The organism is Polaromonas sp. AER18D-145 (assembly GCF_002379095.1).
Taxonomy (GTDB): Bacteria; Pseudomonadota; Gammaproteobacteria; order Burkholderiales; family Burkholderiaceae_C; genus Polaromonas.
Map to the genome: position 1 here is coordinate 18,961 of NZ_NBZV01000010.1, position 24,970 is coordinate 43,930.

The 24,970-nt window shown below is 64.7% G+C and carries 24 protein-coding genes; 23 read left to right on the forward strand and 1 reads right to left on the reverse strand.

Annotated elements, in window-relative coordinates; genetic code table 11:
- The first annotated feature begins 17 nt into the window (after positions 1-17).
- Positions 18-221 (forward strand): DUF465 domain-containing protein, encoded by a 204-nt coding sequence (locus B7G52_RS07420; RefSeq protein ID WP_096696985.1) that lies wholly within the window; start codon positions 18-20, stop codon positions 219-221.
- Positions 221-2,224: an ATP-dependent DNA helicase gene (locus tag B7G52_RS07425; RefSeq protein ID WP_096696986.1), complete on the forward strand. Its 2,004-nt coding sequence runs from the start codon at positions 221-223 to the stop codon at positions 2,222-2,224. Before B7G52_RS07420 ends, B7G52_RS07425 begins: the two co-directional genes overlap by 1 nt.
- On the opposite strand, the gene B7G52_RS07430 is transcribed toward B7G52_RS07425, so the two are convergent.
- Positions 2,187-3,008, reverse strand: coding sequence for an outer membrane protein assembly factor BamD (locus tag B7G52_RS07430; RefSeq protein ID WP_096696987.1), 822 nt, complete (start codon positions 3,006-3,008; stop codon positions 2,187-2,189). The two genes, B7G52_RS07425 and B7G52_RS07430, sit on opposite strands and share 38 nt — an antisense overlap.
- Before the next feature lie 17 nt (positions 3,009-3,025).
- Between B7G52_RS07430 and B7G52_RS07435 the strand changes: the two genes are divergently transcribed.
- From B7G52_RS07435 to B7G52_RS07535, 21 genes are all read left to right on the forward strand, one after another.
- Positions 3,026-4,060, forward strand: coding sequence for an RluA family pseudouridine synthase (locus tag B7G52_RS07435; RefSeq protein ID WP_096696988.1), 1,035 nt, complete (start codon positions 3,026-3,028; stop codon positions 4,058-4,060).
- Between the two features lie 104 nt (positions 4,061-4,164).
- Complete coding sequence (scpB, locus tag B7G52_RS07440) at positions 4,165-4,854, forward strand: SMC-Scp complex subunit ScpB (RefSeq protein WP_096696989.1); 690 nt, start codon at positions 4,165-4,167, stop codon at positions 4,852-4,854.
- A 10-nt stretch (positions 4,855-4,864) separates the two neighbouring features.
- On the forward strand, positions 4,865-6,550 hold the full coding sequence (locus B7G52_RS07445; RefSeq protein ID WP_096696990.1) for a pseudouridine synthase: 1,686 nt from the start codon (positions 4,865-4,867) through the stop codon (positions 6,548-6,550).
- A 112-nt stretch (positions 6,551-6,662) separates the two neighbouring features.
- Entirely contained in the window at positions 6,663-7,088 is a 426-nt protein-coding gene (ndk, locus tag B7G52_RS07450) for a nucleoside-diphosphate kinase (RefSeq protein WP_096696991.1), read from the forward strand.
- A 99-nt stretch (positions 7,089-7,187) separates the two neighbouring features.
- A complete protein-coding gene (gene rlmN / locus B7G52_RS07455) occupies positions 7,188-8,333 on the forward strand; it encodes a 23S rRNA (adenine(2503)-C(2))-methyltransferase RlmN (protein WP_096696992.1) in 1,146 nt (381 codons plus the stop codon).
- Positions 8,330-9,145, forward strand: coding sequence for a type IV pilus biogenesis/stability protein PilW (gene pilW / locus B7G52_RS07460; protein WP_096696993.1), 816 nt, complete (start codon positions 8,330-8,332; stop codon positions 9,143-9,145). Before rlmN ends, pilW begins: the two co-directional genes overlap by 4 nt.
- Complete coding sequence (locus B7G52_RS07465; protein ID WP_096696994.1) at positions 9,138-10,163, forward strand: helix-turn-helix domain-containing protein; 1,026 nt, start codon at positions 9,138-9,140, stop codon at positions 10,161-10,163. Before pilW ends, B7G52_RS07465 begins: the two co-directional genes overlap by 8 nt.
- On the forward strand, positions 10,163-11,437 hold the full coding sequence (ispG, locus tag B7G52_RS07470; RefSeq protein ID WP_096696995.1) for a flavodoxin-dependent (E)-4-hydroxy-3-methylbut-2-enyl-diphosphate synthase: 1,275 nt from the start codon (positions 10,163-10,165) through the stop codon (positions 11,435-11,437). Before B7G52_RS07465 ends, ispG begins: the two co-directional genes overlap by 1 nt.
- Before the next feature lie 11 nt (positions 11,438-11,448).
- Complete coding sequence (hisS, locus tag B7G52_RS07475; RefSeq protein ID WP_096696996.1) at positions 11,449-12,759, forward strand: histidine--tRNA ligase; 1,311 nt, start codon at positions 11,449-11,451, stop codon at positions 12,757-12,759.
- A gap of 51 nt (positions 12,760-12,810) precedes the next feature.
- Positions 12,811-13,521: a tetratricopeptide repeat protein gene (locus B7G52_RS07480; protein WP_096696997.1), complete on the forward strand. Its 711-nt coding sequence runs from the start codon at positions 12,811-12,813 to the stop codon at positions 13,519-13,521.
- A 29-nt stretch (positions 13,522-13,550) separates the two neighbouring features.
- Entirely contained in the window at positions 13,551-14,672 is a 1,122-nt protein-coding gene (bamB, locus tag B7G52_RS07485) for an outer membrane protein assembly factor BamB (protein WP_096696998.1), read from the forward strand.
- A gap of 182 nt (positions 14,673-14,854) precedes the next feature.
- Positions 14,855-16,198, forward strand: a complete 1,344-nt coding sequence (gene der, locus B7G52_RS07490; RefSeq protein WP_096696999.1) for a ribosome biogenesis GTPase Der — start codon at positions 14,855-14,857, stop codon at positions 16,196-16,198.
- A 50-nt stretch (positions 16,199-16,248) separates the two neighbouring features.
- Positions 16,249-16,518, forward strand: a complete 270-nt coding sequence (hfq, locus tag B7G52_RS07495) for an RNA chaperone Hfq (RefSeq protein ID WP_096697000.1) — start codon at positions 16,249-16,251, stop codon at positions 16,516-16,518.
- Positions 16,519-16,556: 38 nt separating this feature from the next.
- Positions 16,557-17,696, forward strand: a complete 1,140-nt coding sequence (hflX, locus tag B7G52_RS07500; protein ID WP_240523363.1) for a GTPase HflX — start codon at positions 16,557-16,559, stop codon at positions 17,694-17,696.
- A 43-nt stretch (positions 17,697-17,739) separates the two neighbouring features.
- Positions 17,740-19,170, forward strand: a complete 1,431-nt coding sequence (gene hflK / locus B7G52_RS07505) for an FtsH protease activity modulator HflK (RefSeq protein ID WP_096697002.1) — start codon at positions 17,740-17,742, stop codon at positions 19,168-19,170.
- A 9-nt stretch (positions 19,171-19,179) separates the two neighbouring features.
- Positions 19,180-20,082, forward strand: a complete 903-nt coding sequence (hflC, locus tag B7G52_RS07510) for a protease modulator HflC (protein ID WP_096662539.1) — start codon at positions 19,180-19,182, stop codon at positions 20,080-20,082.
- A 9-nt stretch (positions 20,083-20,091) separates the two neighbouring features.
- Positions 20,092-20,280 (forward strand): DUF2065 domain-containing protein, encoded by a 189-nt coding sequence (locus tag B7G52_RS07515; RefSeq protein ID WP_096662537.1) that lies wholly within the window; start codon positions 20,092-20,094, stop codon positions 20,278-20,280.
- A 128-nt stretch (positions 20,281-20,408) separates the two neighbouring features.
- Entirely contained in the window at positions 20,409-21,623 is a 1,215-nt protein-coding gene (locus B7G52_RS07520; protein WP_096697003.1) for an ATP phosphoribosyltransferase regulatory subunit, read from the forward strand.
- A 58-nt stretch (positions 21,624-21,681) separates the two neighbouring features.
- The gene (locus B7G52_RS07525; RefSeq protein ID WP_096697067.1) at positions 21,682-23,010 is read left to right on the forward strand and encodes an adenylosuccinate synthase; all 1,329 of its coding nucleotides are present in this window, start codon (positions 21,682-21,684) and stop codon (positions 23,008-23,010) included.
- Between the two features lie 83 nt (positions 23,011-23,093).
- Positions 23,094-23,618, forward strand: a complete 525-nt coding sequence (locus B7G52_RS07530; protein ID WP_096697004.1) for a phosphoribosyltransferase — start codon at positions 23,094-23,096, stop codon at positions 23,616-23,618.
- A 152-nt stretch (positions 23,619-23,770) separates the two neighbouring features.
- Positions 23,771-24,958 carry a PLP-dependent transferase gene (locus B7G52_RS07535; protein WP_096697005.1) on the forward strand — a complete coding sequence of 396 codons (1,188 nt, stop codon included), beginning with the start codon at positions 23,771-23,773 and terminating at the stop codon, positions 24,956-24,958.
- Positions 24,959-24,970 lie beyond the last annotated feature (12 nt).

Genomic DNA, 24,970 nt, shown 5'->3' on the forward strand with positions numbered 1-24,970 from the left:
CTCCCGGATCAAAAAACTTGGACTTCAACCTGCACTCCCCGGAGCGTCGCCTCATAGACCTCAAAATCGAACATGCGGATCTCAATGCCCTGGTGGACCTCACCGCACATGCCGTGCCGATCGACGAGTTGATGCTCAGGCGCCTGAAAAAACGCCGCCTGCTCCTGCGTGACCTGATCTCCCAGCTCGAGCTGGCCCTCGACCCGCCCGAACCCGCCTGATGAACCTGGAATCGCAAGTTCTGGAGGCTTTTGCCCCCGAAGGTGTGCTGGCGCGCGCAGCCGAGCATTTTGTCCCGCGCAGCGGACAGACCGAGATGGCCCTGGCTGTGGCGCGCGCCATCGAAGGCGCGTATCCGCTGGTGGTGGAGGCCAGCACCGGTGTCGGAAAAACCTTCTCTTACCTGGTGCCGGCCCTGCTCAGCGGCGAGCGGGTGCTGCTGTCCACTGCCACCAAGGCCCTGCAGGACCAGTTGTTTGGACGTGACCTGCCGGCCCTGGTCAAGGCTCTGGGCGTGCCGGTCAGCACCGCCCTGCTCAAGGGGCGCGGCAGTTACCTCTGTCTGCACCGCATGGAGATGGCCCGCCATGACGCCAACTTTCCGGAGCGCAGCTCGCTTCGCGCGCTGGCCAAGGTGGAGGAGTGGGCACGTGGAACGGACACTGGCGATCTGGCTGAACTCCCCGGACTGGACGAACGCTCACCGGTGATCCCCTGGGTGACCTCGACCCGGGAAAACTGCCTCGGCGCCCAGTGCCCACGCTTTCGCGCCTGCCACGTCAACCATGCACGGCGGGAAGCACTGGCGGCCGACGTGGTGGTGATCAACCACCACCTGTTTTTTGCGGACCTGGCGGTGCGTGAATCGGGCGTGGCCGAACTGCTGCCGACAGTGCGCATTGCGATTTTTGACGAGGCACACCAGCTCAATGAAACCGGCGTGCAGTTCCTCGGGAAAAACCTGTCGACCGGGCAACTCCTCGATTTTGCGCGCGACATGCTGGGCACCGGGCTGCAGCTGGCGCGCGGCCTGCTGGACTGGCAGGCGCTGGCCGGGGCGACCGAACATGCGGCCCGTGACCTGCGTCTGTGCGTGGGCAATGCCTATCCGGGCAGCAAGCTGCGTTGGAACGATGGCGCGCCCGAAGGCCTGGCCCCTGCCGAATGGACGCAGGCGCTGGCGGCCGTCAGCACCGCGCTGGCTGGCGCCTGTGAGGCCCTGAACACGGTCAGTGGCATGGCACCGGACTTCGTGCGCCTGCAGGAGCGCGCGGCCGAACTGGAGGCGCGTGCCCGTGCGTTTGCCCTTGCGCCCGAGCCCGGCGGTGTCCGCTGGCTGGATGTGGGCACCCAGCTGCGGCTGGTGGAGTCCCCGCTGGACATCGCCCAAGCCATCCAGGCCAGGGTGTTCACCGACGACAAGGCGGCGAAAACCTGGGTCTTCACCTCGGCCACCTTGGGCGACGATGCGCAATTGAGCTGGTTCACGCAGCCCTGCGGCTTGACCGGCGCCACGGTGTTGCAGGTGGGCAGCCCTTTCGACTATGCGCGCCAGGCGGCGTTTTACGTTCCTCGAGACTTCCCCAAGCCGGGCGACCCGACGCACACGGCTGCGGTGGCGGCCTCCGCTGCGGACTGGGCACGCCGGCTGGGCGGCCGCACCATGGTGCTGACAACGACCTTGCGCGCCTTGCGCGCCATCGGCGAGGCCCTGCAGGCGAGCTTTGAGAGTTCGGCCGAGATCGAGGTGCTGGTGCAGGGAGCGATGCCCAAACGGACCCTGATTGAGCGTTTTCGCCAGGCCGACAGCCATGGCGGACGCGGCTGTGTGCTGGTGGCGTCCGCCTCCTTCTGGGAAGGCATCGATGTGCCGGGTGATGCGCTGCAGCTGGTGATCATCGACAAGCTGCCTTTCCCGCCGCCCAACGACCCGATGGTGGAGGCCAGGTCGCGGCTGCTGGAGTCAGAAGGAAAAAGCGCTTTCAACGACTATTTCCTGCCGGAAGCTGCTGTGGCGCTGAAGCAGGGCGCCGGGCGCCTGATACGCCGCGAAACCGATCAGGGCGTGCTGGTGGTCTGCGACAGCCGCCTGGCCGTCATGGGTTACGGCAAGCGTCTGCTGCGTGCGCTGCCGCCCATGCAGCGCCTCGCGTCGGAAGAGGAGTTGAGCGAACGGCTGGATCTGCTTACCAGAACTTGTACCAGGGCCCATCCACCGACTTGAAGCCCTTGGACAGGTATTCGCTCTGCGGGAAGCTTCTTTCCATCACGCGTTTGGTGTCGTCGCGCAGCTGGGTCATGTTGAGGGCGTCATAGGACTTGTACAGAATGAACAGGGCTTCTTCGAGCACCGGCACATCGCGGTAGTCCGCAATCGCGGTTTGCGCACGGTTGATGGCCGAGATGTAGGCCCCGCGGGAGTAGTAGTAGCTGGCCACATGGACTTCATACTGGGCCAGGGAGTTGACGATGTAGTTCATGCGCAGGCGTGCGTCGGCCGAGTATTTGGACTCGGGAAAACGATTGACCAGATCCTTGAAGGACTCGAAGGACTCCTTGGCGGCCTTCTGGTCCCGCTCGGACAGGTCCTGTTTGTACAGAAAGCTGAACAGGCCCAGGTTCTCGTTGAAGTTGACCAGACCCTTGAGGTACAGCGCGTAGTCGATCGCCGGGCTGGCCGGATGCAGCTTCATGAAGCGGTCCAGCGTGGCCAGTGCCTGTGCCTGCTCGCCACTCTTGAACTGGGCATAGGCTTTTTCCAGCTGGGCTTGTTGCGCCAGCGGTGTACCGGCCGCGCGGCCTTCGAGCTTTTCAAACAGCGGGACAGCCTTGTCGTAGGCGCCGGAATTCGCTTCGTCTCTGGCTTCCGTGTAAATCTTGTTGGGGCTCCAGTTGGCCGTGGAGTCTTTCACGGTGGAAGAACATGCCGAAAGGAGAAATGCACAGACGAGCATGGCCGCTGCCACGGGGCGTGTGGCCGGAACAACCGATAATTTGGTGGAAAACATCGCAATTGATCCTATTGATGACTGATTCTGTACAAAGCAAACTGATTATATCGAGCGCCACTGCGGCGGGCACTCTGACCGATGACATTCTGGGGGAGGGCGAGACGGCCGCCGATGCCGAGTTGCGCGAGGTCAGTGTTCCCGTGGAGAGTCACGGTGCGCGTCTGGACCGGGCACTGGCTGGCATTGTGCCCGAGTTCTCCCGCAGCTATCTGCAGCAACTGATCGAGGCGGCTGCCGTGCAGCTCAATGGCGTCACGGTGACCAAGGTCTCCGCCAAGGTCAAGGCCGGCGACGACCTCAAGATCGAACTGAAACCCACGCCGCAAAGCCAGGCCTTCAAGCCGGAGGTGATGGCGCTGGAGGTTCTTTTTGAAGACGAGCATCTGCTGGTCATCAACAAACCGGCCGGCCTGGTGGTGCATCCGGCGCCCGGCAACTGGAGCGGCACGCTGCTCAACGGGCTGCTGGCGCGCGATCCCCAGGCCAGCCTGCTGCCGCGCGCGGGCATTGTGCACCGGCTGGACAAGGACACCAGCGGCCTGATGGTGGTGGCGCGCAGGCGCCAGGTCATGGACCAGCTGGTGGCCATGATTGCCGAGCGAAGTGTCAGTCGTGAATACATCGCGCTGGCCCACGGCGCTTGGGAAGGGTCGAAGTCGCGCCAGGTCGAGGCGCCGATTGGCCGCGACCCGCGCAATCGCCTGCGCATGGCGGTGGTGGACCTGGAAAAAACGACCGGCAAGACCGCTTCCACCGGCTTTTACCTGCTGCAAAACGAAGGGGCGTATTGCCTGGTGCGCTGCCGGCTGCAGACCGGCCGGACCCACCAGATCAGGGTGCACATGGCCTCCATCGGCCATCCGCTGGTGGCCGACGAGGTGTATGGCGGCAAGCCTGCCGCGGGCATGGAGCGGCAGGCCCTGCATGCCTGCCGCCTGGCTTTTACCCACCCCGTCACCGGCGCAGCCCTCGAGTTCAGGGCGCCGCTGCCGGCGGATCTGGCCGCGGCGCTTGCCCAGCTGGGGCTGGGATACAATCAAATTCAGTAGTTTTCTGCTACCCGCCGCATGGCGCGCCCAGATGTTGTGGTTGCGCATGAATGTGAACTGCGCCGCCAGGCGCCTTTATCTCGAATCATTTCGGAACCAAGACCATGAATACGACGGATGCCAAGCGCGTCCTCGAAACGGCACTTATTTGCGCGCAGCAGCCGCTGCCTTTGCGTGAGATGGGTGTATTGTTCAACGGGGCACTGACAGCCGACACCCTCAAGCTCCTGCTGGAGGATCTGCAAAACGACTGGTCCGGGCGGGGGGTGGAGCTGGTGCATGTCGCGACCGGCTGGCGTTTCCAGAGCCGGCCGCAAATGCGCGAGTACCTCGATCGCCTGCACCCTGAAAAACCGCCGCGCTATACCCGTGCCACGCTGGAGACGCTGGCCATCATTGCCTACCGACAGCCGGTGACACGTGGCGACATGGAAGACATCCGGGGCGTGACCATCAACAGCATGATTCTCAAGCAGCTTGAGGACCGCGGTTGGGTCGAGGTCATCGGCCACCGCGAAACTGTCGGGCGGCCGGGGCTGTATGCAACGACGCGGCAGTTTCTCGACGATCTGGGACTGGAGTCGCTGGACCAGTTGCCGGTCATGGACACCACGGCGGCGCAGGCGTCCATGCTCGATCAGATCGAGTTTGGCATGTCCGCGGCTGTGGCCGGCGACGAGGCGGCGCCCGGGCCGGCCGGCTTGCTGGTCGCAGAACTTTCCGATGCGGCGGATGCCGGCCATTCGCAGGACGCTCCGTTAACCAGCCTCACGGCCACCGATCCCAACGCCTGAACGCAAACGCATGAATCAAAAAGACAATCCGCCTCCGGTCACCGCTCCCACCCCCCAGGTTGATGAGCCCATTGTGCCGCCAGCCCCCGATTCAGCTGCGCAGTCAGCTCCTGATTTGATAGCAATCGAGGTGCCGCCTGCTGGCGATGCGGCAAATGCGCTGCCGGGCAGGCTCGAGCGCGTGGCGCAGGTGACGCCGGCGCTGGCCCGTTTTGAAGACGTGGTGACCGGCCAGTTCGATGCCGATGAAGAGGAGGACGTGGCGCTTGAGCTTCCCAAGCGCGTGCTGCTGCCCCAGCCGGAAACGCCCAAGCTGCACAAGGTGCTGGCGCAAGCGGGACTTGGTTCCCGGCTGGAAATGGAGCAGCTGATTCTGGAAGGCCGGATTTCCGTCAATGGCGAACCGGCCCACATTGGCCAGCGCATCCAGTTTGGCGACACGGTCAAGGTCAACGGCAAGCCGATCCGCGTGCGCATCGACCCGCCGCCGCCGCGGATCATCGCCTACCACAAGCCTGCCGGTGAGGTGGTGTCGCATGACGATCCGCAAAACCGGCCGACGGTGTTTCGCCGTCTGCCCAAGCTGTTTCAGGGCAAGTGGCAATCGGTGGGCCGGCTCGACCTGAACACCGAGGGGCTTTTGCTGCTGACCAGTTCCGGTGAACTCGCCAACAAACTCATGCATCCCCGTTTTGGTCTGGAGCGAGAGTACGCGGTGCGTGTGCTGGGCGCGCTGAACAACGAAGAGAAAAAGCGCCTGCTCGACGGCGTGCAGCTTGACGACGGCCTGGCCCAGTTCAGCACGATTGAAGCCGGCGGCGGCGAGGGCGCCAACTGCTGGTACCGCGTGACGATTTCAGAAGGTCGCAACCGCGAGGTGCGCCGCATGTTCGAAGCGGTGGGTCACGCCGTCAGCCGACTGATCCGCATCCGTTACGGTGCGGTGGTGCTGCCGCGAGGTCTCAAGCGCGGCGCCTTTGTCGAACTCGACGAACGCGACATCGACGCGCTGACCAGCGCTGTCGGACGTTCGGAAGCTCGCGCCGATCCGCGTGGGCCCAACAGGAGCACCGGGGAAGCAGGGGCGGGCGGGGAAGCCGGCTCCGGCGAGGGCCGGACAGGGCGCGGGCCGCGCCGCAACGACCGCCCACGCGGCGGACGGGGACGGCCCGACAACGGCGCCAACCGGGCACCGGATGCGCAGGTCATGCCGGAAAAAAGCCGGGCAGCCGAGCCGGGGGAACCAGGCGATGAGGCCGGCCACGATCCGCTGGACCTCCAGCCACCGATGAACCGCAACGAAGCGCCGCGTGACGCCAACCGTCGCCGTGGCGCCAAGGGGGGGCGCGGCAACGGGGGCAACCCCGGCGCCGGTCCCCGGTCCGGCCCGCCCGGCAAGTTTGGCGGCAACACCGGCGGGCAGGGCCCGAAACGCCGCGACGACCGGGGCGGCGACCGCGGTGACAAGGGCCCCGGCGGAGCGCAGCCCGACCCGATGAAAACCTCGTTTGGTTATATCGGCGCGGAAACCTTTACCCGCCAGCGGCAGGCACCGGGCCAGGGCCAACGCCGCGGAGGTAGCGGTACGGGCGGCGGCGGCGGCGGTGCTTCGGGCCCACGGCGCAGCGGTGGAGGTGGAGGTGGAAACCGCGGCGGAAATCGCAGCGGGGGCGGCAACCGCGGTGGAAACCGCTGACTCCCCGGCGCGTCCACATGCTCTTTTGCCCAAGGGCCATTGTCCGCGGGTTAAAATCAGAGGCTTTATTCGATTTGAATAAATCCCAGAAAATCAAGGTTAAGGAAATCTCATGGCGATCGAACGCACTCTCTCCATCATCAAACCCGATGCAGTGGCAAAAAATGTCATTGGTCAAATTTATGCACGCTTTGAGGCTGCCGGCCTGAAGGTGGTTGCTGCGCGGATGGCGCATCTGTCGCGCGGCGAAGCCGAAGCCTTTTATGCGGTGCATAAGGAGCGTCCTTTCTTCAAGGATCTGGTTGAGTTCATGATGTCCGGCCCGGTCATGATTTCCGCCCTGGAAGGCGAAAACGCGATCCTGAAACACCGCGACCTGATGGGTGCGACGGATCCGAAGAAAGCCGCCGCCGGTACCATTCGCGCCGATTTCGCCGACAGCATTGATGCCAATGCCGTGCATGGCTCCGACGCCGTCGAAACTGCCCAGGTGGAGATCAGCTTCTTCTTCGCGGGCATGAACATCTATTCGCGCTGACATGTTGCCCCCACGCTCCACTGCGTTTCGCTGCCCCCCGTGGGGGTGTCGGTGCGTTTGGGGCGGTCCGGCACTGCGCCGGCGCGGATTCTCCATGCAATGACGGCCAACCTGCTTGATTACGATCTGGAAGGTCTGGCCGCCTTTTGCGGGCAGCTCGGGGAAAAGCGTTTCCGGGCTACCCAGCTTTTTCGCTGGATTCACCAGAAGGGCGCGACAGATTTCGACCAGATGACCGATCTGGCCAAGTCGCTGCGCGAAAAACTCGCCGGTGCGGCCCATATCCAGGGCCTCAAGCCGGTCTCCCGGCACGATTCGGCCGACGGCACCATCAAGTGGCTGTTCGACGTCGGTGCCGGCGATGTCATTGAAACCGTTTTTATCCCCGAAGCCGACCGCGGAACGCTTTGCATTTCGTCGCAGGCCGGCTGCGCCGTTGGCTGCCGTTTTTGCTCCACCGGGCACCAGGGCTTCAGCCGCAACCTGACAACGGCCGAGATTATCGGCCAGCTCTGGTATGCCGAACACTTTTTGCGCAAGCACCTTGGTAAAACCGAGCGCGTCATTTCCAACGTGGTGATGATGGGCATGGGCGAACCGCTGCAAAACTACGCGCAACTGCTGCCGGCCCTGCGCGTGATGCTGGACGACCATGCCTATGGTCTTTCGCGCCGGCGCGTGACTGTCTCGACCTCGGGCGTCGTTCCCATGATGGACCGCCTGGCGCAGGATTGCCCGGTCGCGCTGGCGGTGTCGCTGCATGCGCCGGAAGACGAGCTGCGCAGCAACCTGGTGCCGCTGAACAAAAAATACCCGATCGCTGAGTTGCTCGAGGCCTGCACGCGTTACCAGGCCGCGGCGCCCAGGGACTTCATTACCTTTGAATACTGCATGCTCGACGGCGTCAATGACCAGCCCGAACATGCGCGCATGCTGGTGGAATTGATGCGCAGGCATTCACTGCAAGGCCTGGCCTGCAAGTTCAACCTGATCCCCTTCAATCCGTTTCCGGCCTCCGGCTTGAAGCGTTCCGACATGCCGCAGGTAATCGCTTTCGCCAAAATCCTGATGGATGCCGGCATCGTGACCACCGTGCGAAAAACCCGGGGCGACGACATCGATGCCGCCTGCGGCCAGCTCGCCGGCGATGTGCAGGACCGCACCGGCGTCCAGCAGCGCATGGCCACGCAGCGGCAAGGTATGCTCAAGGGCATCAAGATAGTCTCCAGAGAGGTCGGTGTATGAAGCGTGTCCGCAATGTCCTGTTGATGTCTGTCTGCTGGTGGGCGGCTGTGCTGCTCGCCGGCTGTGCCGGCAAACCGGGTTCCGCCCCGGGCGCCGCGAGCGGGCGCGGGGAAATCATGACGGAGTCGGACGAGCCGGACGTGCGCAAACGCGCGCGCATCCGCCTGGAGCTGGCTGCCAATTATTTTCAGCAGGGGCAGACCAACGTCGCCCTCGACGAACTCAAGCAGGCGCTGGTGACCGACCCGACCTATGCCGATGCCTACAACCTGCGCGGCCTGGTCTACATGCGCATGAATGACAACGCGCTCGCCGAGGACAGTTTCCGCCGGGCCATGTCGCTCAATCCGCGGGATGGCGACGTGCTGCACAACTATGGCTGGCTGCTATGCCAGCAAAACCGCCACAGCGAATCGGCCGCACTGTTCGCGCGGGCCATCGCCACGCCCCAGTACAGCGGCCAGGCCAAAACACTCATGACGCAGGGGCTTTGTCAGGTGCGGGCAGGGCAGAAAGCGGAGGGCGAGCGCAGCCTGTTGCAGTCCTATGAGCTGGACGCCGGCAACCCGGTCACCGGCTACAACCTGGCGAGCCTGCTTTTCCAGCGCGGGGACCTGGTACGCGCGCAGTTTTACATTCGCCGTTTGAATAACAGCAACCTGGCCAATGCCGAAACGTTGTGGCTGGGTGTGAAGGTGGAGCGCAGCCTGGGCAACCGCGAAGCGATGCTGCAGCTGGCCGATCAGCTGAAAAAGCGCTTCGGCCAGTCACGCGAGGCCGCAGCTTACGAAAGAGGAGCCTTCAATGACTGACGCTGACGGCCAACTGCGGGGCAGTGCTGCACTGGCGCAGCAAGACTTGCCGCCTCACGTCCTGCAAGACCAGGCAGATGCCGTGCCTGCGGTCAGTGCCGGTTCCCTGATCCGGCAGGCGCGCGAGGCCGCAGGCCTGCATATCGCGGCGCTGGCTGTGGCATTGAAGGTACCGGTCAAAAAGCTCGAAGCGCTGGAGGCCGACAGGCTGGACCTGTTGCCGGACGCCGTATTTGTCCGAGCGCTGGCAGCGAGCGTCTGCCGCACCCTCAAGATCGATACGGCTCAGGTGCTGGCGCTGTTGCCGCAAACCGGCAAGCCCAATCTCGGGCAGCAGAGTGCGCCCATCAACGCCCCGTTCCGTTCCCCTGGTGATGGACCCGGTCCCTCCCTGCTGGCGCAGATCTCCCGGCCAGCCGTTCTGGCGGGCTTGCTGCTGGTGCTGGGTGCCCTGGTCCTGATCTTCCTGCCAGCCGCCCAGCAGTCCGGCATCGCCAACCAGCTGGCGACACCTTCGCCTGCCGTTGCCGACACACCTGCGGCCCCGCCGGGCGCGCTGTCCGGGGTGGCCATGGCCAAGACCGAATTGCTGGAAATGGACAAACCCGCCGTGGCCGACAGCGCGGCCCAGCCGTCTGCCTCTGCGGGTGTGGCTCCAGCCGCCCCTGCGCTGGCACCGCAGCTGTCCACTGTCGCGCCGCCGCCAGTGCCTGTAGCTGTGTCGGTGGCCATGGCGGTACCAGCCACGCCGGCTGCGGCGGTGACCGTGTCGCCCGCAGCGGCCGGCATCATCGTGTTCAAGGCCAAAGGGGCGTCCTGGGTCGAAGTCACCGATGCCAAAGGCACGGTGGTTTTGCGCCGTACCCTGGCTGCTGGCGAGGAGGCGGGGGCAGCGGGTGTCCTGCCGCTGGCGGCCGTGGTGGGTCGGGTCGATGCGACGCAGGTCGAGGTGCGGGGCAAGGCCTTTGACCTGGTTACTGTGAGCAAAGACAACGTTGCACGTTTTGAGGTGAAGTAGTGGCAGCATGTTTTCCCGTGGAGTCGGCCGCGCCCAAGGCGCGTCTGTCGTCCCAGGCACGTGTGGTCTGGGGTTCGCGTGTGGTCACCGTGGGCGGCGATGCGCCCGTGCGTGTGCAGTCCATGACCAACACCGACACGGTGGACGCGATCGGCACGGCCATCCAGGTCAAGGAACTGGCCATTGCCGGCTCGGAAATGGTCCGCATCACCGTCAACACGCCGGAAGCTGCGGCGCAGGTGCCGTATATCCGCGAGCAGCTCGACCGCATGGGCATCGACGTGCCGCTGATCGGCGACTTCCATTACAACGGCCACCGGCTGCTGACCGACTACCCGGCTTGTGCCGAGGCGCTGTCCAAGTACCGCATCAACCCCGGCAACGTGGGCAAGGGCGACAAACACGACCGGCAGTTCGGGCAGATGATAGAAGCGGCGGTCCGCTGGAACAAGCCGGTGCGCATTGGTGTCAACTGGGGCAGCCTGGACCAGGAACTGCTGGCCGCCCTGATGGACGAGAACAGCCGGCGTGCCCAGCCCTGGGACGCGAAACAGGTGATGTACGAGGCGCTGATCACCTCGGCCATTGGCTCGGCCGAACTGGCCGAACAGATGGGCATGGACAGACACCAGATCATCCTGTCCTGCAAGGTTAGCGGCGTGCAGGACCTGATCTCGGTTTACCGTGAACTTTCCAAACGCTCGCGTTATGCGCTGCATCTTGGCCTGACCGAAGCCGGCATGGGTACCAAAGGCACGGTGGCGTCCGCCGCCGCACTGTCGATCCTGCTGCAGGAAGGCATCGGCGACACCATCCGTGTCTCGCTGACGCCGCAGCCCGGTGAAGCGCGCACGCAAGAGGTGCTGATCGCCTCCGAGATCCTGCAGGCGCTGGGCCTGCGCAGCTTTGTGCCCAGCGTCACCGCCTGTCCCGGCTGCGGCCGCACGACCAGCACCACTTTCCAGGAACTGACCAAGGAAATCGACGATTTCCTGCGCGCCCAGATGCCGGTCTGGCGGGCCCGCTACCCCGGCGTCGAGAAACTCAAGGTCGCGGTGATGGGCTGCATCGTCAACGGACCGGGCGAGAGCAAACATGCCGACATCGGCATCAGCCTGCCGGGTTCGGGCGAAGCACCGGCCGCACCGGTCTATATTGACGGCGAAAAAGCGGTGACGCTGCGCGGCGACCAGATCGCGCAGGAGTTCCGGGTCATTGTCGAAAACTACATTGAAAAGCGCTTTGGCACGCCAGCCGTCGCCCAGGTCGCTTAAACAAAGATTCCATGGCTGAAAAACTGACTGCCGTCAAAGGCATGAACGACATATTGCCGCCTGATTCGGCGCGCTGGGAATGGCTGGAGGACAAGGTGCGTGCGCTGATGGCGCGTTATGCCTACCGCAACATCCGCACGCCCATCGTCGAGCCGACGGCGCTGTTTGTGCGCGGCCTCGGCGAGGTGACCGACATTGTCGAAAAAGAGATGTACTCGTTCGAGGACAGGCTTAACGGCGAAGCCCTGACCCTGCGGCCCGAAAACACCGCCGGTGTGGTCCGGGCCGTGGCCGAGCACAGCATGCTTTACGACGGTGGCAAGCGCCTGTATTACATGGGCCCGATGTTCCGGCACGAGCGCCCGCAGCGCGGCCGCTACCGGCAGTTTCACCAGATCGGCGCCGAAGCGCTGGGCTTTCCCGGCGCCGAAGTCGACGCCGAGCTGATCCTGCTGGCCGATGCCTTGTGGAAAGAGCTGGGCCTGAAGGACGTGCGGCTGGAGCTCAACAGCCTGGGACAGCCCGACGAACGCAGGCAGCACCGCGCGGCGCTGATCAGCTATTTCGAAACCAGCGCCGACCAGCTCGACGAAGAAGCCAAACGCCGGCTGCACAGCAATCCGCTACGCATCCTGGACACCAAAAATCCGAAAATGCAGGCCCTGGTGGAGGCCGCGCCGCGGCTGATTGATTTCCTGGGGGAGGCATCGCTGGCCCATTTCAGCAGCGTCAAGGCCATTCTCGAGGCCAACGGCATCGCCTACAGCATCAACCCGCGGCTGGTGCGTGGCATGGACTACTACAACCTCACGGTGTTCGAGTTCATCACCGACAGCCTGGGCTCGCAGGGAACGATTTGCGGCGGCGGCCGTTACGACTACCTGATCGAGCAGATCGGCGGCAAGGCCGCGCCTGCCGTGGGCTGGGCGCTGGGCGTGGAGCGGGTGCTCGAGCTGATCAAGGAGCAGGGCGGGGCCGCGGACCTGCCGGTGCCGGACGCCTATGCGATTGTTCCTGAAGCCTCGGCTTTGCCCGTGGTGCTGAAAACCCTGCAGGCCTTGCGCGCCCTGGGCGTCAGTGTGCAGATGCATGCGGCCGCCGGCGCGGCCGCCGACGGCATGGGCAGCATGAAATCCCAGTTCAAGAAGGCCGATGCCAGCGGCGCCCGCTTCGCCCTGATCTTTGGCGAGGCCGAACTGGCGCAGGGCAGCGTGGCCGTCAAGCCCCTGCGCGGCGAAAAGGTCGAGGCCGCCCAGGCGCAAACCCTGCAGCCGCTGGAGACCGTGGCCCTGTGGGCGCACAGCCTGCGGGCCGGCGTCTGACAGCGACCCCTACAATCAACATAATTCATTTGGCGGAACCAGCAGAGCTCTATGGCAAAACATCTCGATTTGGAAGAACAGGAGCAGCTCGACGAGCTGAAACACTTCTGGAAGCAGTACGGCGACCTGATCACCTGGGGCTTGATTGTCATTTTTGGCGCTTTTGCAGCCTGGAACGGCTACAACTACTGGCAGCGCGATCAGTCCGCCAAGGCGGCCATGATGTACGACGAGGTCGAGCGTGCCGCCCAGTCGGGAGACGCCAGCCGGCTGGACCGCGCCATGACCGACATGAAGGAACGTTTTGCCGGGACGGCCTTCGCCCAGCAGGCCGGCCTGCTGGCGGCCAGGACCTACTACGACAAGGGCAACATCGATGCCGCCAAGGGCTCCCTGAGCTGGGTGGCCGGCAAGAGCGCCGATGAGGGGTACCAGGCGATTGCCAAGCTGCGCCTGGCGGGATTGCTGCTGGAAGCCAAGGCCTACGACGAGGCCCTGCAGCAGCTCACCGGCACCTTTCCCAAGGACTTTATCCCGCTGGCGGCGGATCGCCGCGGCGACATCCTCGCCGCACAAGGCAAGAAAAGCGAAGCCCGGGCCGAATACGAAAAAGCCTACAAAGGCATGGATGAGCGCACCGAGTACCGGCGCCTGGTCGAAGTCAAACTCAATGCGCTCGGGTTGAACCCGTCGGCGGCATTGGCCCCTGCTGCAGCCGCCGCTGCAGTTTCTCCCGCGCCCGCCCCGGAGGTCAAGCCGTGATTTTCAAGTCTTTTCGGTCTCTGGCCCATATGTTGAAAGCGCCTGCAGCTATCTTTTTGGTAGCATCCCTGGCGGGGTGCTCGATGTTCAGCAGCTCCGTCAAAAAGCCGCAGCCGGCCGAATTGCAGCCGGTGGTGGCGCTGGTACCGGCCAAACAGGTCTGGACCGCCCGTATCGGCGAGGTTGCTTTCCCGCTCCAGGTGAACGTCTCGGGCGACACCGTGGTGGCCGCTAGCACCGACGGCACCGTGGTGGCGCTGGACGCGCGCAGTGGCCGCGACTTCTGGCGCGCGAGTGTCGGCGCACCAATCGCGGCCGGCGTGGGCAGTGACGGCAAGGTCGCCGCTGTGGTCACGCGGGCCAATGAAGTGGTGGCCCTGTCGGGTGGCAAGGAAATCTGGCGCCAGAAACTGGCGGCCCAGGCCTTCACCGCACCGTTTGTGGCCGGCGGCCGGGTGTTTGTGCTCGCGGCTGACCGGTCGGTCAATGCTTTTGACGGGCAGACCGGGCGCAAGCTCTGGGCCCAGCAGCGCCCCAGCGAACCGCTGGTGCTGCGCCAGTCGGGTGTCATGCTCGCCGTCGGCGACACACTGGTGGTGGGCCTGGCCGGCCGCCTGACCGGCCTCAATCCGCTCAATGGCAGCATCCGCTGGGAAGCCCCGATTGCCTCGCCGCGCGGCATCAATGATGTGGAGCGCCTGGTGGACCTGGTCGGCACCGTGAGCCGCACCGGCAACACGGTCTGCGCCCGGGCTTTCCAGGCCAGCGTCGGCTGTGTCGATGCCCAGCGCGGCGTCCTGCTGTGGACCAAGCCCGCCAACGGCGCGCAAGGGATCGATGGCGACGACAGCCTGGTGTTTGGCACCGAAGCCGACGGCAAGGTTCTGGCCTGGCGCCGCAGCGACGGTGAAAGCGCCTGGAGCTCGGACAGCCTGCGTTACCGCAGCCTGAGTGCGCCGCTGGTCGTGGGCCGCTCCATCGCCGTCGGTGACTCCGCCGGGTTTGTGCACCTGTTGTCCCGCGCGGACGGCTCCTCGCTGAACCGCCTCGTGACCGACGGCTCGCCGGTGGCGGCCTCTCCGGTGCTGGCCGGCAATATCCTGATTGCGGTCACGCGTTCAGGCGCTGTTTTCGGCTTCGCGCCCGAGTAAATGTTGGCCCCCACGCTTGTCACTTCGTGTACTGCGCTGCCCCCCGGGGGGGCGCTGCGCCTGCGGACTGGCAGAGCCAGATCCGCGGCCCCTGCTGGTATGAAGATAGCCGCCACGATCATCATGTCGTGCACTTCGCTGTCCCCCCTGGGGGCTCTTCCCCCCACCCTGAATGCTCTCTTGTGAAACCTGTTATCGCCCTGGTCGGACGCCCCAATGTGGGCAAATCGACGATTTTCAACCGCCTGACCAAGTCGCGTGACGCGATCGTGGCCGACTATGCCGGCCTGACGCGGGACCGCCACTACGGCAATGGCCATTTGGGCGCACAGGAGTTCATCGTCATCGACACCGGCGGCTTCGAGCCCAAGGCCGTCGATGGCATCTACAAGGAAATGGCCAAGCAGACCCGGCAGGCGGTGGCTGAGGCCGACGTCGTGGTGTTTGTGGTCGATGCGCGTGCCGGGGTCAATGCCCAGGACCACGAGATCGCCAAATACCTGCGCAAGCTGGGCAAGCCGACGGTGTTGACCGCCAACAAGGCCGAGGGCATGACCGAGGGCGTGCAGCTGTCCGAGTTTTTCGAGCTCGGTCTGGGCGAGGTCCTTCCGGTGTCTGCCTCGCACGGGCAGGGCATGCGCACGCTGGTCGAGATGGCGCTGCAGCCGCTGAACCTGCCGGACCCGGACGAGGAGGGCGAGCCAAGCGACCCGTCGGTGATCAAGCTGGCGGTGGCGGGACGCCCCAATGTGGGCAAATCGACGCTGATCAACACCTGGCTGGGCGAAGAGCGCCTGGTGGCATTTGACCAGCCCGGTACCACGCGTGACGCCATTTCCGTGCCCTTCGAGCGCGGCGGGCAGAAATTCGAGCTGATCGACACCGCCGGTTTGCGCCGCAAGGGCAAGGTGTTCGAGGCGATTGAAAAGTTCTCGGTGGTCAAGACCCTGCAGGCCATCGAAAGCGCCAATGTGGTGCTGCTGCTGCTGGATGCGACCCAGGGCGTGACCGACCAGGACGCCCATATTGCCGGCTACATCCTGGAAAGCGGGCGCGCGGTGGTGCTGGCCGTCAACAAATGGGATGCGGTGGACGCCTACCAGAAGGAAATCCTGCAGCGCTCCATCGAAACCCGGCTGTCCTTCCTGAAGTTTGCCACCATCCACAATATTTCGGCGATCAAGCGCCAGGGCCTGGGTCCGGTCTGGAAGTCGATTGTCCAGGCCCATGCCTCGGCCAACCGCAAGATGTCGACCCCGGTGCTGACCCGCCTGCTGCTCGAGGCGGTGCAGTTCCAGAGCCCGCAACGGGCCGGCATGTTCCGTCCCAAGCTGCGTTATGCGCATCAGGGCGGCATGAACCCGCCCATCATCATTGTTCACGGCAATTCGCTGGAACACGTCACCGACGCCTACAAGCGCTTTCTGGAAGGGCGCTTCCGCAAGGAGTTTGACCTGGTGGGCACGCCGCTGCGCATCCAGATGAAATCGTCCAGCAACCCCTATGCGGACAAAGATTCCACCTAGGACTACATGCACGGCCAATCGGCTGTGGTAAGGTGAAGTCTTATCAACTCTTGAACACGGAAAATATCGTGAGCAACAACAAAGGTCAGCTCTTGCAGGACCCTTTCCTCAATACTTTGCGCCGGGAGCATGTGCCGGTGTCGATTTACCTCGTCAACGGCATCAAGCTTCAGGGTCAGATCGAATCTTTCGATCAGTATGTGGTCCTGCTGCGCAACACCGTCACCCAGATGGTCTACAAACACGCCATTTCGACCATTGTTCCTGGCCGTGCAGTCAACTTCGCTGCATCAGAATCCCAAGAAAGCCCAGCCAGCTGAGTTCCCAGGACCTCTCCCCGGCGGCAGCGCCTCTGGCCATTTTGGTCGGGGTCGATCTGGGCCTCCCCAATTTTGATGCCGGCCTGGAAGAGTTGGGCCTGCTGGCCCAGACGGCCGGCCTGCAGCCGGTTGCCCGTGTGGTCTGCAAGCGCAGGGCGCCGGATGCAGCCCTGTTCATCGGCAGCGGCAAGGCCGACGAGATCAAGATGCTCGCGCTGGAGACGGGCGCCAGCGAAATCCTGTTTGACCAGTCCCTGAGCCCGGCCCAGCAACGCAATCTGGAGCGGGTGCTCGGCCTGCCGGTCAACGACCGCACCCTGCTGATTCTCGAGATTTTTGCCCAGCGCGCGCGCAGCCATGAAGGCAAGCTGCAGGTCGAGCTGGCGCGCCTGCAGTACCTGTCGACGCGTCTGGTCAGGCGCTGGTCCCACCTGGAGCGGCAGACTGGCGGCGCCGGTGTTCGCGGCGGTCCGGGCGAGAAACAGATCGAACTCGACAAACGCATGATCGGCGAGTCCATCAAGCGCACCAAGGAACGCCTGACGAAGGTCAAGAAGCAGCGCCAGACCCAGCGGCGCCAGCGTGAGCGGCGCAACTCCTTCACGATTTCCCTGGTCGGCTACACCAATGCCGGCAAGACGACGCTGTTCAACGTCCTGGTCAAGGCGCGCGCTTACGCGGCCGACCAGCTGTTCGCGACGCTGGACACCACGACCCGGCAGCTGTACCTTGGCGACGCCGCCCGGTCGGTGTCGCTGTCGGACACGGTCGGCTTCATCCGCGACCTGCCGCACGGCCTGGTGGATGCGTTTGCCGCCACGCTGCAGGAGGCCGCAGACGCCGATTTGCTGCTGCATGTGGTCGATGGCGCGAACCCGGACCATCTCGAGCAGATCGAGCAGGTGCAGCGCGTGTTGGCCGAGATCGGCGCGGCCGACGTGCCGCAGATTCTGGTCTTCAACAAGCTCGACGCCCTTGAAAAAGCGCGCCGGCCGCTGCAGCTAAGTGACAGTTTCGAGGTCAAGGATGCCTTTTCGGACACGGGCCGGCGTGTGGACCGGGTTTTTGTCAGCGCACAGACCGGCGAGGGCCTGCCGCTGTTGCGCGAGCTGCTGGCCCGGCATGCGTTGCAAGCGCCCGTCGAAGATAGCCCCCCAATCGATGAGGCCGTGGCCTGATTAGGCACAATGTGGGAATCATAAAAAAAGTGAGCTCGATTTCATGAACCTGAACCCTGTGTTACAGACGCTGACCACCCTGCCAGGAAGGCTGAGGCATCGCGCCCGAGGAATGTTCAATTTGAACGATCCGCGCTGGGGCCGCGACGACGACAGCAAGACCCCGCCCGACGAGTCCAAGCCCGAGTCCGGCCGCGATGAGGTGCCGCCTGTGCGGCCACCAGCGCCGAACCGGCCGCAGGGTCAGGGTCAGGGTCAGGGCCCCAACCAGGGACCGCCCGATCTCGACGAATTGTGGCGTGACTTCAACCGCAAGCTGGGCGGTCTTTTTGGCGGCGCCAAAAATGCCGGGCAGCGCGGCCGTGGCACCGGTGGACTGGGCGGCGGGGGCGGCAGTGGCGGCCCCGGCGGGTTCCAGCCCGACATGAAAAGTGCGGGTATCGGTATCGGCCTGATCGCCGGCGTGGCCGTGCTGATCTGGCTGGGTACCGGCTTTTTCATCGTGCAGGAGGGCCAGCAGGCCGTCATCACCCAGTTCGGCAAGTACAACTCGACCGTGGGTGCCGGTTTCAACTGGCGCCTTCCTTACCCTGTGCAGCGCCATGAAATCGTCGTGGCGTCCCAGATCCGCTCCGTCGACGTGGGCCGCGACACCATCATCAAGGCCACCGGCCTGCGTGAGTCGGCCATGCTCACGGAAGACGAGAACATCGTCGAGATCAAGTTTGCGGTCCAGTACCGCCTGAACGACGCGCGCGCCTACCTTTTCGAGACGCGTGATCCGGCCGCTACCGTGGTGCAGGCGGCTGAAACCGCGGTGCGCGAGGTGGTCGGCAAGATGAAAATGGACTCGGCGCTGGCCGAGGAGCGCGACCAGATCGGACCGCGCGTGCGCACCCTGATGCAGACCATCCTGGACCGCTACAAGGTCGGCGTGGAAGTGGTCGGCATCAATTTGCAGCAAAGCGGTGTACGTCCGCCCGAGCAGGTGCAGGCCTCGTTTGACGACGTGCTCAAGGCCGGGCAGGAGCGCGAACGCGCGAAGAACGAAGCCCAGGCCTACGCCAACGACGTGATTCCGCGCGCGGTCGGTTCGGCATCGCGCCTCAAGGAAGAGTCGGAAGCCTACAAGGCCAGGGTGGTGGCACAGGCCCAGGGTGATGCACAGCGCTTCCGCTCCGTGCTGGCGGAGTACCAGAAGGCGCCCCAGGTGACGCGCGACCGCATGTACACCGACGCCATGCAACAGGTCTACAGCAACGTGACCAAGGTGCTGGTGGAGTCGCGCCAGGGTTCCAACCTGCTGTACCTGCCGCTCGACAAGCTGATGCAGGCCACCGCCCAGGGTGGTGCCGCCAAGACCGGCGCCGAGCCGGCCGGCTCGGCGGCCTTGCCCCCGGTCGCTCCCTCCACCTCGACCCTTGATACGCGGGCCCGTGACACCTCACGCACCCGCGACCGCGAAACACGCTAAGGAACTGCCGTGAATAGAGTTGGATTTATTGCTTCTTCGATGCTGGTGGCGCTGGCATTGCTCAGTTCCATGCTGTTTGTGGTCGACCAGCGGCAGTTCGGTGTGGTGTACGCACTGGGCCAGATCAAGGAAGTCATCCTCGAGCCTGGCCTGAACTTCAAGTTGCCGCCGCCTTTCCAGAACGTGTCGTACATCGACCGGCGGCTGCTGACCCTGGACAGCACCGATGCCGAACCGATGCTGACTGCCGAGAAGCAGCGCGTGGTGATCGACTGGTATGTCAAATGGCGCATCACCCAGCCCTCGGAGTACATCCGCAACGTGGGTCTGGACGAGCGTGCCGGTGCCAACCAGCTGAACCGGGTTGTGCGCAATGCCTTCCAGGAAGCCATCAACAAGCGGACCGTCAAGGACCTGCTGTCGCTCAAGCGTGAAGCCCTGATGGCCGACGTGAAAACCGAGGTGCTGGAAGTCGTGCGCGGCGCCAAACCCTGGGGCATTGACGTGATCGACGTGCGCATCACGCGTGTCGACTATGTGGAGGCCATCACCGAGTCGGTTTACCGCCGCATGGAGGCCGAGCGCAAGCGGGTCGCCAACGAGTTGCGCTCCACCGGTGCTGCCGAGGGCGAGAAAATCCGCGCCGATGCCGACCGGCAGCGCGAGGTCACCATCGCCAATGCCTACCGCGAAGCGCAGAAAATCAAGGGTGAGGGCGATGCGCAGGCTGCCGCCGCCTACAGCGACGCCTTTGGCCGTGACCCGCAGTTCGCCCAGTTCTATCGCAGCCTGGACGCCTACAAGGCCAGCTTCGACAAAAAAGGCGACGTGATGGTGATCGATCCTTCGTCCGACTTCTTCAAGGCCATGCGCAGCTCAGGCAGCGGTACGGCTCCGGCCGGCAAAAAGTAACGGCCCCTCTTGGACGGCAGCACGATCTGGCAGGCACTGGCGTTGATGCTGGTGATCGAGGGGCTGCTGCCGTTTTTCTCGCCGCGCGGCTGGCGCGGCATGTTCGAGAAGATCCTCAAACTCACGGATGGCCAGATCCGCTTTTTCGGGTTGGGCAGCATCGTTGCCGGCCTGGTGTGGATGGCCTTTCTGCTCTGATCGCCAGCTGCTGACGCGGCTGGTCTGGCGCCTGTATTTGAGTCCGTCGGGCACCTGTGTGCCGGCGCGGGCCGAAAACAGGCCCCAAGCCCGGTAAAATCCTGTTTTTAACAGCCCACGATAAATACATGCCCGCCTGGTCGTCATCATGGCAATTGCCGGATCAAATTGCCGATGTCCTGCCCTCCGAGGCGCGTCACATTGAAGAGCTGCGTCGCCTGTTTCTCGACACGGCGCGCAGCTACGGCTACGAGCTGGTCATGCCGCCGCTGCTCGAACATCTCGAATCCCTGCTGACCGGCACCGGTGAGGCGCTGGACCTGCAGACCTTCAAGCTGGTGGACCAGCTCTCGGGCCGCACCCTGGGCTTGCGCGCCGACACCACACCGCAGGTGGCCCGCATCGACGCCCACCTGCTCAACCGCCAGGGCGTGGCCCGCCTGTGTTATTGCGGCCCGGTGCTGCACACCCGCGCCGACCGCCCGCATGCCACGCGCGAGCCGCTGCAGTTCGGCGCTGAAATTTATGGTCACGCCGGCCTGGAAGCCGACCTCGAAGCCCAGTTGCTGGCGCTGGAGGGGCTGACCGCCGCCGGCGTAACGAAGCTGTCGGTGGACATGGCCGATGTGCGCATCGTGAGCAGCCTGCTGGCAGGCGCCAAAGTCAGTGCGGCCATGCTGGCCCGCATTCATGCCGCCCTGGCGAGCAAGGATGCCAGTGAGCTGGCAAGCCTGACGGCCAGCCTCAATGGCGAGTTGCCCGCCGCGGCACGCCAGGGACTGCTCGCACTGCTGCAGTTCTATGGCGACGAGAAGGTACTGCTTGAGGCCGAAAAAGCGTTCAAGGCTTTGCCCGAAGCGCTCAAGGCGCTGCAGAACCTGAAGTGGCTGGCCACCCATGTCAGCAGCCTGGCGAACAATGTCAGCATCGGTTTTGACCTGGCCGACCTGCGTGGTTATGCCTATTACAGCGGCACCCGTTTTGCGATTTATGGCCGTGGCCAGCGCGACGGCGCCCAGGGCGCCGAGCTGGTGCGCGGCGGCCGGTATGACGAGGTCGGCGCCGTGTTCGGGCGCAACCGTCCGGCCGCCGGCTTCAGCTTGGACCTGAAAGAACTGGTCAGCGTGCTGACACCCAAACCCTTGCGTCCCGCCATCCGCGCCCCCTGGGGCGAAGAAGCCGGGCTGCGCAGCGCAATTGCCGCGCTGCGCGCCGGCGGTGAAACCGTGGCCTGCGTGTTGCCCGGCCATGAACACGAAGTTGATGAATTTGACTGTGACCGCGAACTGGCCAGCGTGGCCGGCCAGTGGCAGGTCCAGCCGCTGGGCAACAAGCCGGCCTGAAGCCGCGCCGCCCGCATAACTAACCCCTCCTGAAAGCAGACTGAAGATGACAAAGACAATCGCCGCAACCGCCGGCCGCAACGTGGTGGTCGTGGGTACCCAGTGGGGTGACGAGGGCAAGGGCAAGCTGGTGGACTGGCTGACCGAAAGCGCGCAGGGCGTGGTGCGTTTCCAGGGCGGCCACAATGCCGGCCACACGCTGGTCATCAACGGCATCAAGACGGCCCTGCACCTGATCCCCAGCGGCATCATGCGCCCGGGCGTCAAGTGTTACATCGGCAACGGCGTGGTGCTGTCGGCCGCCAAGCTGTTTGAAGAAATCGAAGGGCTGGAAAAAGCCGGTGTCGAGGTGCGTTCGCGCCTGCGCATCAGCGAAGCCTGCCCGCTGATCCTGCCGTTCCACGCGGCCCTCGACATTGCGCGCGAGACCCGCCGCGAAACCGGCGGCACCGTCAAGATCGGCACCACCGGCCGCGGCATCGGCCCGGCCTATGAAGACAAGATCGCCCGCCGCGCCCTGCGCGTGCAGGACCTCAAGTACCCCGAGCGCTTTGCCGCCAAGCTGCGCGAGCTGCTGGACCTGCACAACTTCGTGCTGACCGGCTACCTCAACGCGCCGGCCATCGAGTTTCAGCCTGTCTATGACGAAGCCATGCGCCACGCCGAACTGCTCAAGCCCATGATGGCCGACGTGTCGCGCGAACTCAACGACGCGCATGCCGAGGGCGCGAATCTGCTGTTCGAAGGCGCGCAGGGCACGCTGCTCGACGTGGATCACGGCACCTACCCGTTTGTGACCTCCAGCAACTGCGTGGCCGGCAACGCGGCCGCCGGCGCCGGTGTCGGCCCGGGCATGCTGCACTACATCCTGGGCATCACCAAGGCCTACTGCACCCGCGTGGGCGGCGGTCCTTTCCCGACCGAGCTCGATTGGGAAACACCGGGCACGCCGGGTTACCACATGAGCACCGTGGGTGCCGAAAAAGGCGTGACCACCGGGCGCAGCCGGCGCTGCGGCTGGTTCGACGCGGCCCTGCTCAAACGTTCGGCGCAGGTCAATGGCCTGTCCGGCCTGTGCATCACCAAGCTCGACGTGCTCGACGGCATCGAGCAGTTGGAGCTGTGCACCGGCTACGAACTTGACGGCCACCTTACCGACATCCTGCCCATGGGCGCCGAAGAGATTGCCCGCTGCAAGCCGATCTACGAAACCCTGCCGGGCTGGACCCAGAGCACGGTGGGTGTGACCGACTACGACAAGCTGCCGGCCGCAGCCCAGCGCTACCTGCACCGCATCGCGGAAGTCACCGGCGTGCCGATTCACATGATCTCGACCAGCCCCGACCGCGACCACACGATCTTGTTGCGCCACCCGTTCGTGGCCTGAGCGTTTTTGCAGGGTTTTCAGTTAAATCGTGCTCCAGCCCAGTCGGGGCGGGCGCAACCAGCTATTGAATCAGGAGCATTTTCATGTTGACCGAAGACGGCAAGCACCTTTATGTCAGTTATGACGAGTACCACAACCTGATTGAAAAACTGGCGATCAAGATCCACCAGTCCGACTGGAAGTTCGACACCATCCTGTGCCTGGCGCGCGGCGGCATGCGGCCCGGCGACATCCTCTCGCGCATTTTCGACAAGCCGCTGGCCATCATGTCCACCAGCTCCTACCGCGCCGACTCCGGCACGGTGCAGGGCAACCTCGACATCGCGCGTTTCATCACCACGCCCAAGGGCGAGATCGCCGGCAAGGTGCTGCTGGTTGACGACCTGGCCGACACCGGCCACACACTCAACGCCGTGATCCACCAGCTGCGCAACAACTACAAGCCGATCAGCGAGCTGCGCAGCGCGGTGATCTGGACCAAGGGCGTGTCCGCCTTCCAGCCCGACTACTCGGTCGAGTTCCTGCCGACCAACCCGTGGATTCACCAGCCCTTTGAGGGCTACGATGCGTTGCGACCCGCGCAACTGATGGAAAAGTGGAAGATTTAGCCCCACCGGGGATTGACGCCTGAATCGCGGCCTTTCCCTTCAAGCAGGGGCCGCGGGACCGGCTTTGCCGGACCGCAGGCGCAGCGGCCCCCTCGGGGGGGCAGGGAGCTACACGCAGTGAGCGACCGGGGGGGCTCAGCTAACATCGGTGCATGAGCGATATTTCCACCCAGCTGATCCACCATCCCTACAAGCCGCCCGCCGGCTTTGACGCCGTCAATCCCGCCGTCCAGAAGGCCTCGACGGTCATCTTTCCTAATGTTGCGGCCTTGCGCCAACGCGACTGGAAACACAAGACCGGCTACACCTACGGCCTGCATGGCACGCCGACCACCTTCACGCTGGAAGAGCGCATCGCCACGCTGGAAGGCGGCAGCTTCTGCACCCTGGTTCCCAGCGGGCTGGCGGCGGTGGTGCTGGTGGACATGGCGCTGCTCAAGGCTGGCGACGAGGTGCTGGTTCCGGACAACGCCTACGGCCCCAACAAGGCCTTTGCGCAGCATGAGCTGGCCGCTTGGGGCGTCAGCACCCGTTATTACGACGCCATGCAGCCCGCCGATCTGGCCGCCAAACTGAGTGGCAAAACGCGCCTGGTCTGGCTCGAGGCGCCGGGTTCGATCACGCTGGAGTTTCCGGACCTGCCAGCGCTGGTGGCGGTTGTCAAGGCGCATGGCGACGTGCATCCGCAAGGCATCGTGACCGCACTGGACAACACCTGGGGCGCCGGCATCGCCTTTAATGCCTTTGCGCTGGGCGCCGACATTTCCGTGCAGGCCCTGACCAAGTACCCCAGCGGCGGCGCCGACGTGCTGATGGGTTCGGTCGTCACGCGCGACGAGGCGTTGCATCACCTGGTGCATTTCTGCCATATGCGTGTCGGTTACGGCGTGGCCGGCAACGACGCCGAACTGGTGCTGCGCGGGCTGGGCAGCATGGCCCTGCGTTACGCCGCGCAGGACAGCGCCACGCGCACGCTGGCGGCCTGGCTGCAGCAGCAGCCGCAGATCGAAGCCGTGCTGCACCCGGCGCTGGCCGGCTCGCCCGGCCATGCGACCTGGCAACGCGACTGCACAGCCGCGGCCTGCCTGCTGAGCATCGTGTTCAAGGCCGGCTACCCGCAAGCCCAGGTGGACAGCTTCTGCGACAGCCTGCAGCTGTTCAAGCTCGGCTACAGCTGGGCCGGCCCCATGAGCCTGTGCGTGCCTTACGACGTGCCGGCGATACGGACCACGCCCTGGCCCTTCCAGGGCGGCCTGGTGCGGTTTTCGATCGGGCTGGAGGCGGTGGCCGACCTGCAGGCCGACCTGGCGAAGGCGCTGGCGGCTATGCAGTACAGTTAGGACATATTCCTG